We start from the raw sequence: 16,875 nt of genomic DNA, 5'->3' as shown, positions 1-16,875 counted from the left end.
AAGGAGCGGCGCAATTAGAACAATTAGTGGAAAATGAGTGTTGTATAACTATGATTTAACGCATAGTTTTATATGACTGCATACAAGTATATATAATTATAATAAGTAACTAAATAACTAAATCAAGTTGTTATCATGAATGGTAAATTGATTCCCGTTTTTGTATTGACAGCATTGATGTCATGTAGCCAGCCTCCGGTAAAGGAACAGGGCCCTCGTCCGGTGAAGCTGGAAGAAGTGACATCTTTGGATATGGTAGAAAAATCATTTAGCGGTGTTGTATCGCCTGATCAATTTAGTGACCTGGCTTTTAAGATGTCCGGTCCGCTGATTTCATTAAATGTCGAAGAAGGACAGAAAGTACGTACAGGGCAAATCGTAGCCGAAATAGACCCACAGGATTTCAAATGGGATTATGAAGCCAAAAAGGCTTCTTTCCAGACAGCACAGGCACAGTTGCAGCGTGCAGAAAGACTTCTGGCTAAACAGGCAATCTCTCAACAGGAGTATGAATCGACAAAGGCTGCTTATTCCAATGCGCAGGCAGCATTCGAAAACTCACAGAATACCTTGGAGCAGACTAAGCTGCGTGCTCCTTTCGATGGCTTCATCCAAAAGAAATATGTAGAGAACTATCAGAAGGTACAGATGGGACAAGGTATTGTCTGCCTGATAAACCCGAACAAATTGCAGGTGCAGTTTACAATGCCTGAAACGAATATCACTTACTTCTCCACTCCCTACAGCATCTTTGTAGAGTTTGACAATTACAAAGGAACCCGTTTCAAAGCGAAAGTAAAAGAATATGTGGAAGCCTCGCCCGATGGTTCTGGCGTACCGGTATTCCTTTATATTGATGATCCCGAATTTAATCTGAATAAATATAAGGTAGCCGTAGGTTTCTCTTGTCGTGTAATCCTGAATATAGAGAGCAAGAGTTTCAATGAAGGGGCCGTGTTGATTCCACTGTCTGCTATCGTTGCCGACGAACCGAACAGCGGTAATAAATATGTGTTCGTCTATAACCCGCAAACCTCGAAAGTGGAACGTCGTAAGATTACGGAAAAAGAACTGGTAGGCAAAGACGGTGTTGTTGTAACCGAAGGTTTGAAAGCCGGAGAGCAGATTGTTACTGCCGGAGTAACCCGCCTTGTCGACGGACAACAAGTAAAAGTATTAACAGATTAAGAGGATAAGCAATGAATATTCCAAAATATTCCTTAGAGAATACGAAGATTATATACTTCTTCCTGGCTGTTATGCTGATAGGTGGTATATACTCTTTCTTTAAATTGCCGAAGAAGGAAGATGCTCCCTTTGTGATCAAGCAGGCTGTGCTTGTAACACAATATCCGGGTGCGACTCCTTTCGAGGTAGAAAAACTGGTCACCGAGCCAATCGAACGTGAGATTCAATCTATGTCTGACGTGCTTCAGATCAAGTCTGAATCTTATTTCGGTATGTCAAAGATTTCGATTGAACTTCAGCCGACACTCGACCCTGATAACATGCCTGTTAAGTGGGATGAACTTCGCCGTAAAGTGGCGAATATAGAGCCCCGCTTGCCGAGTGGTGCTTCTTCCATCTCAGTCAGCGATGATTTTGGAGACGTGTTTGGTATCTATTACGCTTTGAGTGCGGATGATGGTTATACCTATGATGAATTGCGTGACTGGGCCCAGAAGATTAAGACGGAATTGTCTCCCGTTCCCGGTGTTCAGAAAGTATATCTGTTTGGTGAACAGACACAAGTTATTAATGTAAGGATTTCAGTTCCTAAACTAGCAAACCTCGGTATCGACCCGAACTCGATACAGCAAGTGTTGCAAACGCAAAACCTGCTGGTAAATACCGGAGATATCAATACGGGTAACTACCAGTTGCGTGTCCGGGCGGAAGGAACCTATAAGAATATCCAGGATATCCGCGACCAGTTGATCGTAACCAAAAGCGGTAGTGAAGTCCGTTTAGGAGATATTGCTATTGTGGAACGAGGTTATATGGATCCTCCTTCCAATCTGATGCGTGTGGATGGCAAACGTGCTATTGGTATCGGAGTTGCAACAGGTGCTAAAGATGACGTGGTGGCTGTCGGTAATGATGTAGCTGCCCACCTCCAGGAGATGGAACAATTGTTCCCTGTCGGAATGGACCTGAAAACGATCTATCCGGAAAACAAGATAGCAGATGAAGCGAACAATGGTTTTATCCTGAACCTGATCGAATCGTTGTTGATTGTAATCGTGGTGATCTTCCTGGTGATGGGATCACGTGCCGGTATGCTGGTGGGTAGTTCGCTGCTCTTCTCAGTGGGCGGTACTTTATTGCTTATGCTGATCTGGGGCGTCGGACTGAACCGTACTTCGCTGGCTGCCTTTATCATTGCAATGGGTATGCTGGTGGATAATGCGATAGTTGTAACCGACAATGCGCAGGTGGGTATCAAGCGGGGATTGTCTCGTTATCAGGCCCTGATCGATGGGGCGACCAAACCGCAATGGGCATTGCTGGGGGCTACCTTTATCGCTGTCTGTTCATTCCTGCCGATGTATCTGGCTCCGGCTTCAGTAGCCGAAATCGTTAAACCGTTGTTTATCGTATTGGCTGTTTCATTAGGTTTAAGTTGGATACTGGCATTGACTCAGACAACAACTTTCGGTAACTTTATCCTGAAAGAGGCTAAACCGGGCGAGTCGAAGGATCCGTACGATACGAAACTGTATCATAAATTCGAAGGGGTGCTGGGTCGTCTGATCAAACGCAGATGGATAACTATTACTTCCGTGATTGCGACATTATTCCTTTCCTTATTTATTATGAGTATCATGCCGCAGAGTTTCTTCCCGATCATGAACAAACCTTATTTCCGTGCCGACCTGATCTTCCCTGAAGGGTACAGTATTTACGACGTGGAGAAGAATGTTAAGCTGATTGAAGATTACCTGAGTAAGAACGAGAATATCAAGTCATATTCATTTACCCTGGGAGGTTCACCGGTCCGCTATTACCTGGCAAGTTCGTCGGTAGGTCCGAAACCCAACTTTGCCAATGTGCTGATTGAAACTAAAAAGGCGGAGGATGCACAGGCGGAAGAAGGTAAATTCTATGACTATATGGTGGCTAACTATCCTGATATCTTGACCCGTTCAGCCTTGTTTGCCTTGTCTCCGGTACCAGATGCCGCTATCGAGATCGGTTTTATCGGCGACAATGTGGATACACTGGTCGCTTTAACGGAACAAGTCAAAGAGATTGCCCGCCAGTACGACCAGGTGATGGAAGTGCGTGACAGTTGGGGGAATAAAGTACCGGTATGGAAACCGATGTACTCACAGGAAAAAGGTCTGCGCCTGGGTATTACCCGCCAGCAGGTTGCTTATTCCCTTCGTTCGGCAACAAACGGTGTACCATTAGGCGAATATCGTGAAGGCGATGTCTTCATGCCTATCCTGATGAAGGATGCCGACAGGGATTCTATGAACCTGAACGATATTAGAACATTGCCGGTTTACAGTGCCAAAGGACGTTCCGTCAAAGTTGAACAGGTTATCGACGATTTCTCTCTCGATTATGAATATAATGTAGTGAGACGTTACAACCGTCAGCCATACATGATGATGCAATGTGAGCCGAAACGCGGCGCTAACACCATGGCTGCTTTCAGCCATCTTTGGACAGAAGCTCAAAAACAAATACAGGTTCCTGAAGGTTATAAGATGACTTATTTCGGAGAACAAAGCGAACAGGATAAAGGTAACAAAGCGATTGCCGCCAATATTCCGTTGATGTTCGGTCTGATCTATGTTACCCTGTTGTTCCTTTTCCCGAAATATTACCGTAAACCGGTGTTGATTATGGCTATGCTTCCGTTGATCTTCATCGGTGTGGTACTGGGATTACTGGTATTTGGCAAGTCGCTCGACTTCTTTGCGATGCTGGGATTGTTGGGACTGATCGGTATGAATATTAAGAATGCGATTGTGCTCGTCGATGAGATTGGTTTGCAAATGGATAACGGACTGGCTCCTGTCAATGCTGTTATCGAGGCAACCAAGACACGTATCGTGCCTGTTACGATGGCCTCGGGTACAACGATTCTGGGTATGCTTCCGTTGCTGGGCGACGCGATGTTTGCAGGTATGGCCGCAACGATCATGGGAGGTTTGTTTGTTTCAACCATCCTGACCATCTTCGTGCTTCCGGTTACCTATTGTATTTTCTTTAAGATTAAATCGGAATAAGATATGAAAAGTAAACTGATAATAGGTTGTATGTTACTGGGTGCCCTGTCTGCGAAAGCACAGGTGCAGCCCATTACGGCAGCCGAATACAAAGAAAAAGTACTTGAATACAGCCGTCAGATCAAGCAAAGTTCGGAAGAACGGATTGCAATGCAGCATGCTATTAAAGCAGCTAAAACAGCATTCTTCCCGGCTGTGGATTTCTCCGGAAGTTATCAATACCGTATAAATAAATACGAATTGGGAATGGGAGATGGCATACCCGGTATTGAAATGGACCATAATACGTATAGTCTTGGTGCCACAGTAAGCCAGCCTATTTACGCCGGCGGACAAATTTACAACAATTATAAGGCTGCCGAAATCCAGGGTCAGATCGCTACTGAGGCCGAAGAGCTGACGACCGATAACATCGTTTATGCCGCAGATATGAACTATTGGTCTGTAGCCGCCCGTAAAGGCATGTACGGTGTAATGACACAGTATGTCGATATCGTACAGGAACTGGCAAACGTGCTGACTCTCCGTTTTCAGGACGGACAGATCAGCAAGACTGACCTGTTGCAGGTACAGGCCCGTTTAAAGGAAGCCGAGTTGAATAAAAGTGCCGCTTATAAGGATTATCAGATTGCATTGCAGAATCTGAATGTCCTGATGGGCGTTCCTCCAATGGAACCGATAACGATCACAGACTCTATTACGATGGTTTTACCGTTGCCTATGCAGGTCGGTGAATCGGCAGCATTGGAAAACCGGCCGGACTACCTGATCTCCAAATTGAACATCGAGTATCAGAAAAGACAGATCAACCTATCAAAAGCAAAATATAATCCGACCCTGTCTGTCGGTTTTCAGGGCACATGGGGAACTCCTATGCTGAACGTAAAAGGCTCCGATAACTTATGGACACCGGCTGTATTTGCTTCTTTAAAGATTCCTTTGTTCCGTTGGGGTGCCCGTTTCAAGGAAGTAAATTCCCAAAAAGCCGTGCTGCGCAGTAAAGAGTATGCAATGGATAATACCCGCGACCAGATCACTCAGGAAGTGGCTAATGCATGGACAAGCCTGACAGAGAATACTAAACAGATCGATGTCGCTGAAGAGGCTTGTAAGATAGCAGAAGAGAACCTGGATCTGAATACATTCAGTTACAACGAAGGAAAGCTTCCCATCGTCGATGTCCTTTCTGCCCAGTTGTCATGGATACAGTCTTATAGCAGCTTGATCCAGACCTGGTACCAGCAAAAAGCATCATTGGCCCAGTATAATAAGGCTATTGGTATCCGACGGATGCAGTGACCTCTGGAAAATACATACTAAGTAAAATCTGTTTCTCCCTAGTGGAACACTTGTTTCATTAGGGAGAAACATTTGTTTCATAGTAATGAAACAGTATCAAGGTTGTATGTTTATATTTGAATACAATTGCTTGCAGGTTAGAAAGCATTAGTTTTTATCTTTGTATCCGTTTAAGAACACAAAAACAAGATGGAGATTATAAGATTGACAGCAACGGATCATCCGCGGTATACTGCTTTTAGAAACATATATGATATAAGTTTCCCAATCTATGAACAACGAACTGTGGAGCAGCAACAGGACGCGTTTTCAGACAGCCGGTATCATTTGGATTGTCATATTGATCCGGTCAATGATCTTTTATTGGGCTTTATCGCTTATTGGAGATTCGATAGTTATACGTATGTGGAACATTTTGCAATCCATCCGAATGAGCGCGGGAAAGGTCTGGGAGGTTTGATTCTGAAGAATCTGATAGAGCAGGAAAGTGGGCGTGTATTATTAGAAATAGACCCTGTTACGGATAATGTCTCTGCTGCCCGCTTGCATTTTTATCAGTTACATGGGTTTGTAGAAAATCCGTATCCTCATACCCATCCGGCTTACAGAAATGGATATCCGGATCATTCGTTAGTTGTTCTTTCCTCCGGAGAAACCATACCGGATATTGAATATAAGCGGTTCGCTTCAGATTTGAATCGGGTTATAATGAAAAAGGGAAGGTGACGAACCTTCCCTTTTTCATTATATAGTTTCTTTTTATTCTTTACTCAACGCTTTCAGGGATGCGAAGAATGTGGAACCTTTACCTTCTTCCGACTCGAACCAGAGCTTTCCGTCATGCTGTTCAACAAAGTCTTTGCAAAGCATCAAACCTAATCCGGAACCTTTTTCATTATTCGTTCCGTAGGACGTGAAGTGAGTATTCTGTTTTAACAGCTTTTCCTGGTCTTCTTTCTTTATCCCCTTGCCGGAGTCTTTGACGCTGATAACAACATGGTCTCCTTCTATCTTGGAACCGATAGTAATGGTTCCGCCTTCAAAGCTGAACTTAATAGCATTTGAAATAAGGTTCCTGACAACTGTTTTGATCATGTCTATATCAACAAAACCGGATAATTCTTTGTCCATGTCCTGTAATTGGATAGTCAGTCCTTTTTGAGTTGCCATCGGGATATATATTTCTGCTGTGCTTGAAACCAGGCTGTTTATATCAGTTTCCTGTTTATATACGTTTTGTTTCTTCAGACGGTTTTTAGCCCACTTAAGCAAATTATCCAACAGCAGGAAGATTTCTTCCGACGTCTTGTTCATCATCTGGAGCATTTCAAATACTTCCGGACTTACCTGGTCCTTATCTACCATCATAAGGATCGCATTGTTCATCATTTTCAGAGAACCTAGTGGCGAACGCAGATCATGGGCGATAACGGAATAAAGGGTGTCACGGGATTCTATGGTGTTTTCCAGTTCCTGCTTAATTCGTTTAATGCTGAATAACTCGAAACGGTGAGCTACGCGCTTAACCAATTCCTCTCTCTGGAACGGTTTCGTCACATATTCTGTTGCTCCGAGCTGGTAACCTTTTACTATACTCTGCATATCACTCAGGGCCGACATGATAATAACAGGTATATCGTTTGTGTCCGGATTACTTTTAAGATGCTGTAATACTTCGTATCCATCCATCTCCGGCATCATGATATCTAATAGTATGAGATTAGGGTGCTTGTCATGTGCCAGACGTAAAGCCTTGGCTCCGCTGTCACAGGTTAATAGCCTGTAGCCTTCTTTTTTTAATATAGCTTGTACTAACATGACGTTGGTTGGTACATCGTCAACGATCAATACTGTATATCCTGCTGCTAAATTATCCATATCAAATTTAAACTTTTCTTGATATTCAATCACTATGCGTACGCAAAAATATTAATAATGTTTGAATTTACAGGCGTTTTCCTTGTTACATTTTAGAATTATTTTTTTTATTGAATTCTTTTTGCTTTCTCCCATGCTCCATTCCCTTTATTTCCAGCTAAATAGAAAAAACCTCTTATCATATTTATATTCATGAAAGAGAAGTAGTAGGGGATAAAAAACAACTTGTTTCGAACATTTTTCTGTTCCATCATATAACCGGCATAAGCCATTATATAGAATGCAACTTGTAAAAGTAGTAAAAATATATAAGTAAACCCTCCATAACAGGCTAATATTATATTTAATGGTATTAAAAGAAATAACATGACCGGCGTAATGGTCCATCGTAAGACACGATGGCTCACAAATTGAAAACTAAGCATACCATAACGGAAGATGTTGAACAGGTTTCGCAGACGCCAGACCGATTGCAGTCCTCCGGCAGCAATGCGTATTTTGCGTTTTTCTTCTTCTTTCATATTGAGGGAAGCGGTTTCGGTAGCGTAGGCTTCTTTACAATAGGCTATTTTATATCCTTTTTGCGCAATACGTAATGAAAGAATAAAGTCGTCAAGCAGGGTGTCTGACGGCATTTGTTCGAATAACTCCGTCCGTACGGCAAATAACTCTCCTGCTGCTCCGACTGCCGAATACAACCGGTAGTCTAATGCTTTCAGGACTGATTCGTATTTCCAGTAAATGCCTTCTCCCGCCGTAGCTCCCTGGGCAGTGTTTGTTTCCACTCTTTTTTCTCCGGCAACGCAGCCGACCTCCGGATTGGAGAATTGGCGGATAATTTCATGCACGGCTTCTTTATTAAGCATGGTATTTGCATCCGTAAAGATGACGTAGGGCGTTGTTATATATTGTATACCTCGGTTCAGGGCGGCTGTTTTCCCTTTGCGTTGCGGTTGGAAAAGCACGGTTACTTCCGGATATTGCTTCAGGAGTTCATTCGTACGGTCGTTCGACCCGTCTGTAACCCAAACGATTTTCAGTTTATCGGTCGGATAGGCGAGGGCATGACTGTTCTCCATCTTGGAAGCAACGATATCTTCTTCATTGTATGCCGCAATGAAGAGGGTAACTTCAGGAAGAGGCTCGGGCAATCCTATGCTTATGGGTTTTTTGAAGAGTTCTTTTACTTTTACTAATACATATAATAATATACCGTATCCCAGATAGGTATAGAAGACTATAAAGATACCGATCCAAAATAGCCATTCGATTACAGTGTAAAATACTTCTTGCATGGTTTTATATTTATTTATCTGATAAAAGAGATTCCGTCTATTCCTCCTTTAAGCAAAGGAAGTATCAGCTTGAATTTTCCTTGGCATAAATAAATCAGAAAGTGCTTAGGTAAAGCAACAAAAAGCTGATATAGATAGGAACATTTCCTTTCAAATGGGTCAGACAATGTTCTTTGGGCAAATATCAGGCGATTGCGGGTATGAAAATATACTTGTAACGGACTTTGCAGACCGACACTGGCACTTTCTTTATGTCCGACGACTGCCTGAGGTTCATACCAGATACTAAATCCGGCTTTATGCATGAAGGTACACCAATCCAGTTCCTCATAATACAAAAAATAGTATTCGCTCATATAACCGAACTTTTGAATATCAGCCGTCCGGATCATCATGGCTGCTCCATTGGCAAAGGCTGTTTCCTGCGGGACATCAAACCTTCCGTCGTCTTCCTGTGAGTAGCCGATGAATTCGTTACGGAGTGTTATGTAACTCATTGGAGTGGCTCCTGCATATTGCAGTTTATTGTTTTGCGGCCAGAAAGTCGTTTTAGGGGAGACACATCCTATTTTTTCATCACTATCCAGCCGTTTTACCAGTATCTCAAGAATAGGGCGGGTAATGATCGTATCGTTATTCAGGAAAAACAAGTAATCACCGGTTGCCTGTTTGACGCCGATGTTATTTCCTTCTGCAAATCCGAGGTTTATATCGTTTCGTATTACTTTTGCATCAGGATATTTTTCTTTTAACAAAGTGTAATCATTCAGACTGGCTGAACCGTTATCCACAACAATCAGTTCGTAAGGATAATTTTCATGCCGTTTTAATGATTCAATCATTTCACATGTATCTGTGACCCCGTTATAATTAACAGTGATTATGGAGACTTTTTTATTCATGATTATTCTTTTTAGTGATATGATGCGGTGTATTGTTGAAACTCATGTCTTTCTTTTTTACGCGGCAAATCGAAGCCGTGTAACTGCGTAACAGTGCTATCATCATTGATGGTAGTTTTGTTATGCTGACGAAAAAGTCTTGGGTGTACATATTCCGGGGTATTGCTAAGAGATATGTTCCTATTTTGATGATTAGCAGGCAATACCATTTAATTGCAACGGGAAACGATACGACAGACCAGAAGAGTATCATCAGGAATATCAGCAAAAAACGGACTGGTCTGGGGAAAGGGATCCATTGGATGACCTTGTCAATATATGACAGATTTATCTTCCTTATATTAAAATCCTTTGTTATCAGGGAAAATGCAAGAATCTGAGCATGGAACCATCTTGATCGTTGTCTGATCAGAATGTCTTGTCTGGCGGTCTTCTCATCATATACATATATATCATCACTGTAATCTACGAATATGTTGTCTCTGGCCAGGATAGCTTCCAGTTCTTTGTCTTCCGCAAAGGTTTTGCACTCATGCATATGTTGTTTCAGCCATTCAAAATCAAAAACCATTCCGGAACCGATCAAAGCTGATGATAGTCCGACGTTCACACGTCCTTTTCTGAATATAGTATTATTTATCTCTTCTGAAATGCCATCCCACACGGCAACGGATGTGTTTTCATTTTTCCGGGTTCTGTGGGCCTGCAATACTTTAACTGTTTGTGTGGCTTGGTTTATGCGGGTCAGGAAGTCTGTGTCGGTAATGTTGTCGGCGTCCATAATAATAACCCGGTCAAATCCTTCCAAGTGATCTAATGCATAAGATATGGATTTATGCTTCATACTTTCTTGAAAGTCAGGAATAAAAAGAGTTATTGGCAATTGCTCCAAAGCGAGATTGGTTGCCTCCTCCATATGATCAGAGACCACTACTACCTGAAATTTATCCCGGGGATAATCTTGCTTCATAAAACTTTCAACAGATTCTTTTATTACCCGGTCTTCCTTATAGGCAGCAAAGATAACTACAATGCTTTGTGTTTTAACATGGTCTGTCTTTCCTTTTTTTCTTTTGACAAAAGAGGCCAAAGTGAAAAAAAGATTGTATCCTGTGAATAGTACAGTGATAACAAACAGTAGAATATCTATTTTTAAAATAAGATTCATTTTCTTTTTTTTACAAAAATAGAGATAAATAGTAGTAAGCTATGATTTTCAATGCGTTTTTATTGTGTCTAATACAAAAAACTTTTAGGAAAAAGGCGTCTTGTATGTATCCCAAATAGATATAGAAGACTATAGAGATACCGAACCAAAACAGGCATATAAGTATAATGTGAAAATATTCCATAATATAGAATGTAAATTTTAATATTTGCAAATGTAGTAAAGTTTTGTAATAATAACTTGGAAGAATAATTTATTTTAAACTCTTGTTGAAAAATAAGCACTTTTTGCTTTTTGGTGTAGTGTTTTTATTATTTTTGTAGCATTTATGTTTTTGTAAAATTATCAAATATGATATTACTGTACTGGGGAGAGAAAATTTTATTTGTATGTTTTGCTATCAATATTATCTATTTGCTGTTTTTTAGTTTGTTTTCCCGTAATAAACAGAGAAACTTACCCAAAAAGAATATGGATAAAATAAAGCGAATAGCAATATTAATACCTGCCTATAAAGAGGATCTGGTGATTATGGAGTGCATACAATCTTGTATGAATCAGGATTATCCTGCTGATAAATATGAAGTTGTAGCTATTTCAGATCGAATGAAGGATGAAACAAATGAAGTTTTGTCAAAGTTACCTATCAGGTTGATAAAAGTCTATTTTCAGAATAGTACAAAGGCTAAAGCCTTAAATTATGCAATGGAACAACTCGGTGATGATTATGATACTGCCATTGTATTAGATGCAGACAATATAATATATCCTGACTTTTTGCAGAAAATCAATGATGCATTCTCAGAACCCAAGGTTCAGATTGTTCAGGCACATCGAATGGCCAAGAACCTGAACACAAACTTATCTATTCTGGATGCTGTCAGCGAAGAGATTAATAATAGTATCTTTAGATTAGGGCATGCTAATGTCGGTTTATCGGCTGCGTTGATAGGCTCGGGCATGGCTTTTGACTATACTTTATTTAAAAAAATAATGTTGTCTATAGATGCTGTTGGCGGTTTTGACCGTGCTTTAGAACTATCTCTGATAAAGGAGGGCAAAAGAATTTATTACCTCTCGGATGTTGACGTTTTAGATGAAAAGGTTCAAAGCCATGCAAACTTTTCAAACCAACGACGTCGATGGCTTTCCGCACAAATTCATTATTTAGGAAGATTTATAGGAGATGTACCGGCCGCTTTATTAAAAGGTAACTGGGATTTCTGTGATAAGGTTTTTCAGCAGATGAGTATTCCCCGGATACTTCTTTTGGGTATGACTTTCGTTATCTCTCTATGCTTAGCGTTTATAGCCGGAGGGCTGTCCATTAAATGGTGGATATTGTTTTTCTTTCTGATTTTGGCTTTATTGCTGGCTATTCCATCTTCGCTACTTAATAAACGATTGATTATTGCTTTGTTTGAATTGCCGTATTCTTTTTTATTGATGTTCTGTAATCTTTTTCGCCTGAAAGGTGCTAATAAGAAATTTATTCATACTTCTCATGGCCTAGATAATAAAAAATAAGAGAATGATGTTTATTGGAAAGTTTAAGAATGATAAGCCTTTTCCTGATAAGTTAGCATGGAATAGAGGCGATCAGATTACTTATGATCAAGTATCATCTGTATGTGTAAATGATAGGACTAAAGTCTATTTCTGGGGAGTCTTGTATAATAGAAAATCAGAGATGAATGTGGAAAATCTGTCTGATGCAGCTATAATTGCAGAAATGTATGAACGATCGGGGGATAGTGGCTTTTCTTATTTAGACGGTTCTTTTACTTTTGTAGTGTTTGATTCTGAACAGATAATAATCGTTCGTGATCATCACGGTACAAATAAACTGGTTTATTATAATAATTTCTTTTTTGCATCTTCTTTGGCCTTACTGCAAAAGACAGATGGGTTTATTACTGAACCGGACTGTCAGGCGTTAGCAGATTTTCTTTCTATCGGATATATATCGACTCCTTCTTCTTCCTTAAAAGGGGTCAACAAACTGGGTGCCGGAGAAATGTTGGTATACCGGAATGGACAATCTATAACCAGACAGCTATATCCGACTGATTATATACTTCCTGTTCAAAATGATAAAAGTTTGGACGAATTAGCTGAGCAATATGGAACTTTACATATTGAAGCGATAAAAAAAAGAATTGGAAAAAACTCGACTATAGGTATTTTATTAAGTGGAGGTTATGATTCCGGGTGTAATCTGGTTGCTTTACGTAAAATATATTCAGGGTATATTCATTCTTATTCTATTGGTTTCAAGGGAGATACCTGGACTGAATTACCACTTGCCAGATGTATGTCAGAAACCTTCGGTACGATCCATACGGAATATGAAATTGACGGAAGTGAAATAACAGCACTACCTGATATTGTGGATTTTCTAGGTGATCCTTTTGTAGAAGGGGGATTGATGGTCAATTATACCGTAATGAAGCTTATAGGACATAACAAGCCGGATGTTATTTTGGGTGGAGATGGTAGCGATCAGTATTTTGGAACATCCGGGCGTGAAATAGCATTACATTATTTGATATCGAAATATAAGGTTGCTCCTGTATTCGGTTTGATATACCGCTTGTTAAGTCAACCGGGATTTGATAAAAATAATAGTTTATATAGGATCCGTTTTCATCTGGATAAAATCCTGAGTATTCTGAAAGGAGATTTGTTCGGTTTCCCGGATTTCCGTTTGAAAACGATGTTACAGGATCGTTCTTTGATCCGTTCCGGGGAAAGAATGACATCCGATTTGCGGAGTTTTGAACATTTATATCTTCAGCATGCTTATAAAACGGATGTAGAAAAAATCATTAATCAGGTGATTTTGTTCAAAGCATCCAGGATGGCTGATATGTTTGATAATTCGATGGCTTTTCCTTATATGGATTCAGATATTTATAATTTCCTGCAACAATTGCCGGTATATTATAAATGTAAAGGGAGAAATGTTATTGATATAGCGAAGGGACATGCTACGGCTAAATATTTATTGAAATATCATTATAAACAAATGCTGCCGGAAGTTATCACATCAAAAAAGAAACAGGGAGGCTTCGCACCGATGCCACTCTTCTTTAAAAATGATAAGCAAAGGGCACGGATTGCGGACTTCATAATGGCTTCGTCTGTAACCCGTGATTTTCTGAAACGGGATGCAGTAGATCGTTTTATAAAGCAATACGACCAGGACGTCAATGAAAACGGAAATTGGTTCTGGTATAAGCAAAGTAAAGCTATTCAATATTTCAATTTGTATACGTTGGCTTTATGGTGGGAGAGATTTATTGAGCAAAATCATAATTAATATTGATCATATATACAAATGTCTATTAAACAACAAGCAACCAAAAGTGTGTTTTGGAGTGCAGTAGAGCGCTTTTCTGTTCAAGGCATACAATTTCTACTAAGTCTTATAATTGCCAGATTGTTATTGCCCTCTGATTATGGTTTAATAGCGATGCTGAGTATATTCATGGCGATAGCCCAAACATTCATTGATAGTGGCTTTGCCAATGCCTTGATCCAGAAGAAAGATAAAGCGGATGTTGATTATAGTACCGTATTTTTCTTTAATATTGTTATATCTGTTTTTTTGTATTTATTGTTATATCTTTTTTCTCCTGCGATTGCTGGCTTTTATCATGAAGAAGAACTGGAGAGCATTACAAAGATATTTGGTATAATCCTTATTATTAATTCATTTGGAATTGTTCAACAGGCTAAACTAACCATTGCACTTGATTTTAAAAGATTGGCAATGGCGTCATTGACTGCTGTTGTGATCAGTGGAGTTGTTGGGGTTATCATGGCTTGTAAAGGTTTTGGAGCCTGGGCACTTGTCTGGCAATCTCTTTTGAATAATTTGCTTCGTGTTCTTTTTGTCTGGTTTTTTTCCGGTTGGATGCCTTCTTTCCGTTTTTCGGTCAAATCTTTTAAGCAGTTATTTTCGTTTGGTTCCAAACTTCTGCTGTCTTCATTATTACATACGATTTATACTAATTTGTATACAATGATCATCGGTTTAAAGTTTTCTGCCGGAGAGTTGGGATTTTATAATCGTGCTTTTACACTTGCCCAATTTCCGTCGACGAATCTCACCAATGTGATAGTACGTGCGATTTATCCGATCCAATGCCGGTTGCAGGATGATCATGAACAGTTATATGGAATGTTTTTGAAGTATATGCGGATGGCTTGTTTTTTTATTTTTCCTGTGATGATAGGTCTTTGTGCATTGGCGGAACCTTTGGTGCGTTTGTTGCTGACGGATAAATGGTTGCCGGCTGTACCATTATTGCAAATCTTATGTATTGCCTATATGTGGGATCCGGTAATGAAGATCAATCATAATATGTTGAACGTCAAAGGGCGTTCGGATTACTTTTTATATGCGGAGATTCTAAAAAAGGCTGTTGCTTTTCTTATCTTATTCCTGACTATACCATTCGGTATAAAAGTGATGTGTGCGGGATTAATCATCTACTCTTTTGCTGACATTGTGATAATAACCTATTATACTCGCAAATTAATAGGTATAAGTCTGTATATCCAGTTTAAGGAATTGTATCCGGTTATCTTACTCTCTTTTTCAATGGGAGCGGTGATGTATGGAAGCGTTCTTATCTTCCAAAATGTTTGGTTACAGTTTGGTATCGGAATGTTATCCGGCAGCCTTTATTTTCTAGTGTTATCCCGTTATTTCCGCTTTCAGGAGTTTATAATCCTGAAAGAAATACTATCCCGAAAACCAAAAGATAAATAACTTATTGAGACGTATGTCTGTAGCCTGCATTTTCGATGGGAGAGCCGGGTAGGGGTTGATAGTGATTATGAGGGTCTATTTGGGCACTCTTTATTGAGTCAAACTCTTTATCATCCGATTCTTCTACTTTCCCATTGTTCATTATTCGTATATATTTTAATGATGACGGATCTTTTTGATAACATTCGACAAAAGCATTATTATTTAGTTTAGCCAAGGTTTCATAATATTTACCGTTTACCTGGATTGCAAAAAGTTGGCATCCTACAATGGTATTGTTGGTAATATGAATGGTCGCAGCATCAATTAAGCCATATATCCCCATTCCATTGGATTGAGAATTTACGAAGAGGTTGTTGTGTATGATGTGAGTTGAGTTATTTTTTCCGGATCCATGAAATTGAAGAATTTCTCCTGTGCCGTCATGTACATAATTATCGTGGACATTCGTATCAGTAGTACGTCCGCCGACAATTATACCCGCATTTTGTCCCCATATAGCTCGGGTTCCGAAACCGGCCACTTCATTACCGTATATTTCCAATCCTTCTATTGCAGATGCCTGTATTCCATCATATTCCGGACCGGATATATGGTTCTGATATATTTTTACATTTTTCCATTTAACGGGCATTACATAAGTATGGCTCGGGTTATCTGGTTTCGCTCCGGCATTGTATCCTTTTCCAGTTTCGTCCCATCCCCACCATACGGCCGTATGCCCTATGTACATTGCTTCGGTCGAAACATTGGTTATATTTACATTATGGATGGATAAGTTTTCGAGTACGGTTGCAGGATACCATGTTTTCGGATCATCTTTCTCGGGGTCCGTTTTGGCAACAATACCGGTACCACCGTTTCTGACTGTTATATTTTTAACCTCCACATTATCAGTGAAGGGTCTGAGGTTGACTCCAAAATAGGAAGATCGGGCCTCTGTTGTGGAACCATCGATCAAGAAATCTGTTGCGTTGTCTTCTCCACCTAGTATTATATGTTGGCATTCGGATAATTGTATGGCACTGGAATAGGCACCTCCTGCCCAATCAGGATTCCCGATCACAAGCTTTTTCCCCGGATAGTTGGTTATGCGAATAGGATGTTCGGCACTTCCTTTTAAACCCGTGAATCGAACGTTTAAAAAATCTCCTACCAGGTAAATAGTACTACCTGGAAGAATCTCTCTTGTCTGATCGGATTTCATGTCTATTTGACTGCTTGAATCAGAAGTTATTATGTGTATAGCTGTATCGGAATGTATTATTGCGTCTTTTGAACATGAAGATACAATAAACATAATAGTAAAAAT

Annotated in this window: 12 protein-coding genes; 7 read left to right on the top strand and 5 right to left on the bottom strand. The window is 40.1% G+C overall.

The window, feature by feature from the left end:
• Positions 1-135 precede the first annotated feature (135 nt).
• From DWW91_RS22800 to DWW91_RS22785, 4 genes are all read left to right on the top strand, one after another.
• Complete coding sequence (locus DWW91_RS22800; RefSeq protein WP_010802885.1) at positions 136-1,188, top strand: efflux RND transporter periplasmic adaptor subunit; 1,053 nt, start codon at positions 136-138, stop codon at positions 1,186-1,188.
• An 11-nt stretch (positions 1,189-1,199) separates the two neighbouring features.
• Positions 1,200-4,241, top strand: coding sequence for an efflux RND transporter permease subunit (locus DWW91_RS22795; RefSeq protein ID WP_122328995.1), 3,042 nt, complete (start codon positions 1,200-1,202; stop codon positions 4,239-4,241).
• A 3-nt stretch (positions 4,242-4,244) separates the two neighbouring features.
• The gene (locus DWW91_RS22790) at positions 4,245-5,540 is read left to right on the top strand and encodes a TolC family protein (RefSeq protein ID WP_122328994.1); all 1,296 of its coding nucleotides are present in this window, start codon (positions 4,245-4,247) and stop codon (positions 5,538-5,540) included.
• Between the two features lie 189 nt (positions 5,541-5,729).
• Entirely contained in the window at positions 5,730-6,266 is a 537-nt protein-coding gene (locus DWW91_RS22785) for a GNAT family N-acetyltransferase (protein ID WP_046147268.1), read from the top strand.
• A gap of 33 nt (positions 6,267-6,299) precedes the next feature.
• On the opposite strand, the gene DWW91_RS22780 is transcribed toward DWW91_RS22785, so the two are convergent.
• The 4 genes from DWW91_RS22780 to DWW91_RS22765 form a co-directional block, all read right to left on the bottom strand.
• On the bottom strand, positions 6,300-7,418 hold the full coding sequence (locus DWW91_RS22780) for a hybrid sensor histidine kinase/response regulator (protein ID WP_010802887.1): 1,119 nt from the start codon (positions 7,416-7,418) through the stop codon (positions 6,300-6,302).
• 107 nt (positions 7,419-7,525) lie between these two features.
• Positions 7,526-8,713 carry a glycosyltransferase family 2 protein gene (locus tag DWW91_RS22775; protein WP_122328993.1) on the bottom strand — a complete coding sequence of 396 codons (1,188 nt, stop codon included), beginning with the start codon at positions 8,711-8,713 and terminating at the stop codon, positions 7,526-7,528.
• Between the two features lie 14 nt (positions 8,714-8,727).
• A complete protein-coding gene (locus DWW91_RS22770) occupies positions 8,728-9,615 on the bottom strand; it encodes a glycosyltransferase family 2 protein (protein ID WP_010802889.1) in 888 nt (295 codons plus the stop codon).
• A complete protein-coding gene (locus tag DWW91_RS22765; protein ID WP_122328992.1) occupies positions 9,608-10,783 on the bottom strand; it encodes a glycosyltransferase family 2 protein in 1,176 nt (391 codons plus the stop codon). Before DWW91_RS22765 ends, DWW91_RS22770 begins: the two co-directional genes overlap by 8 nt.
• A 351-nt stretch (positions 10,784-11,134) precedes the next feature.
• Between DWW91_RS22765 and DWW91_RS22760 the strand changes: the two genes are divergently transcribed.
• From DWW91_RS22760 to DWW91_RS22750, 3 genes are read left to right on the top strand one after another with little or no spacing between them, the layout of a single operon-like run.
• Complete coding sequence (locus DWW91_RS22760) at positions 11,135-12,310, top strand: glycosyltransferase family 2 protein (RefSeq protein ID WP_122328991.1); 1,176 nt, start codon at positions 11,135-11,137, stop codon at positions 12,308-12,310.
• Positions 12,311-12,314: 4 nt separating this feature from the next.
• Positions 12,315-14,105 carry an asparagine synthetase B gene (locus DWW91_RS22755; RefSeq protein ID WP_233584558.1) on the top strand — a complete coding sequence of 597 codons (1,791 nt, stop codon included), beginning with the start codon at positions 12,315-12,317 and terminating at the stop codon, positions 14,103-14,105.
• Between the two features lie 18 nt (positions 14,106-14,123).
• The gene (locus DWW91_RS22750) at positions 14,124-15,563 is read left to right on the top strand and encodes a lipopolysaccharide biosynthesis protein (RefSeq protein WP_122328990.1); all 1,440 of its coding nucleotides are present in this window, start codon (positions 14,124-14,126) and stop codon (positions 15,561-15,563) included.
• Position 15,564: 1 nt separating this feature from the next.
• On the opposite strand, the gene DWW91_RS22745 is transcribed toward DWW91_RS22750, so the two are convergent.
• Positions 15,565-16,770 (bottom strand): right-handed parallel beta-helix repeat-containing protein, encoded by a 1,206-nt coding sequence (locus tag DWW91_RS22745; RefSeq protein ID WP_158599474.1) that lies wholly within the window; start codon positions 16,768-16,770, stop codon positions 15,565-15,567.
• Positions 16,771-16,875: the final 105 nt, after the last annotated feature.

This window comes from Parabacteroides sp. AF17-3 (assembly GCF_003635445.1).
Taxonomy (GTDB): Bacteria; Bacteroidota; Bacteroidia; order Bacteroidales; family Tannerellaceae; genus Parabacteroides; species Parabacteroides goldsteinii.
The sequence above is the reverse complement of the archived record's forward strand: the minus strand, read 5'-3'. Positions and strand labels throughout refer to the sequence as shown.

Excerpts from the sequence above, each read along its gene's own strand:
- DWW91_RS22780 (WP_010802887.1), bottom strand. The coding sequence starts at position 7,418 with ATGGATAATTTAGCAGCAGGATATACAGTATTGATCGTTGACGATGTA.
- DWW91_RS22800 (WP_010802885.1), top strand. The coding sequence starts at position 136 with ATGAATGGTAAATTGATTCCCGTTTTTGTATTGACAGCATTGATGTCA.
- DWW91_RS22745 (WP_158599474.1), bottom strand. The coding sequence starts at position 16,770 with ATGAAATCCGATCAGACAAGAGAGATTCTTCCAGGTAGTACTATTTAC.
- DWW91_RS22775 (WP_122328993.1), bottom strand. The coding sequence starts at position 8,713 with ATGCAAGAAGTATTTTACACTGTAATCGAATGGCTATTTTGGATCGGT.
- DWW91_RS22755 (WP_233584558.1), top strand. The coding sequence starts at position 12,315 with ATGATGTTTATTGGAAAGTTTAAGAATGATAAGCCTTTTCCTGATAAG.
- DWW91_RS22770 (WP_010802889.1), bottom strand. The coding sequence starts at position 9,615 with ATGAATAAAAAAGTCTCCATAATCACTGTTAATTATAACGGGGTCACA.
- DWW91_RS22795 (WP_122328995.1), top strand. The coding sequence starts at position 1,200 with ATGAATATTCCAAAATATTCCTTAGAGAATACGAAGATTATATACTTC.
- DWW91_RS22785 (WP_046147268.1), top strand. The coding sequence starts at position 5,730 with ATGGAGATTATAAGATTGACAGCAACGGATCATCCGCGGTATACTGCT.
- DWW91_RS22765 (WP_122328992.1), bottom strand. The coding sequence starts at position 10,783 with ATGAATCTTATTTTAAAAATAGATATTCTACTGTTTGTTATCACTGTA.
- DWW91_RS22760 (WP_122328991.1), top strand. The coding sequence starts at position 11,135 with ATGATATTACTGTACTGGGGAGAGAAAATTTTATTTGTATGTTTTGCT.
- DWW91_RS22790 (WP_122328994.1), top strand. The coding sequence starts at position 4,245 with ATGAAAAGTAAACTGATAATAGGTTGTATGTTACTGGGTGCCCTGTCT.
- DWW91_RS22750 (WP_122328990.1), top strand. The coding sequence starts at position 14,124 with ATGTCTATTAAACAACAAGCAACCAAAAGTGTGTTTTGGAGTGCAGTA.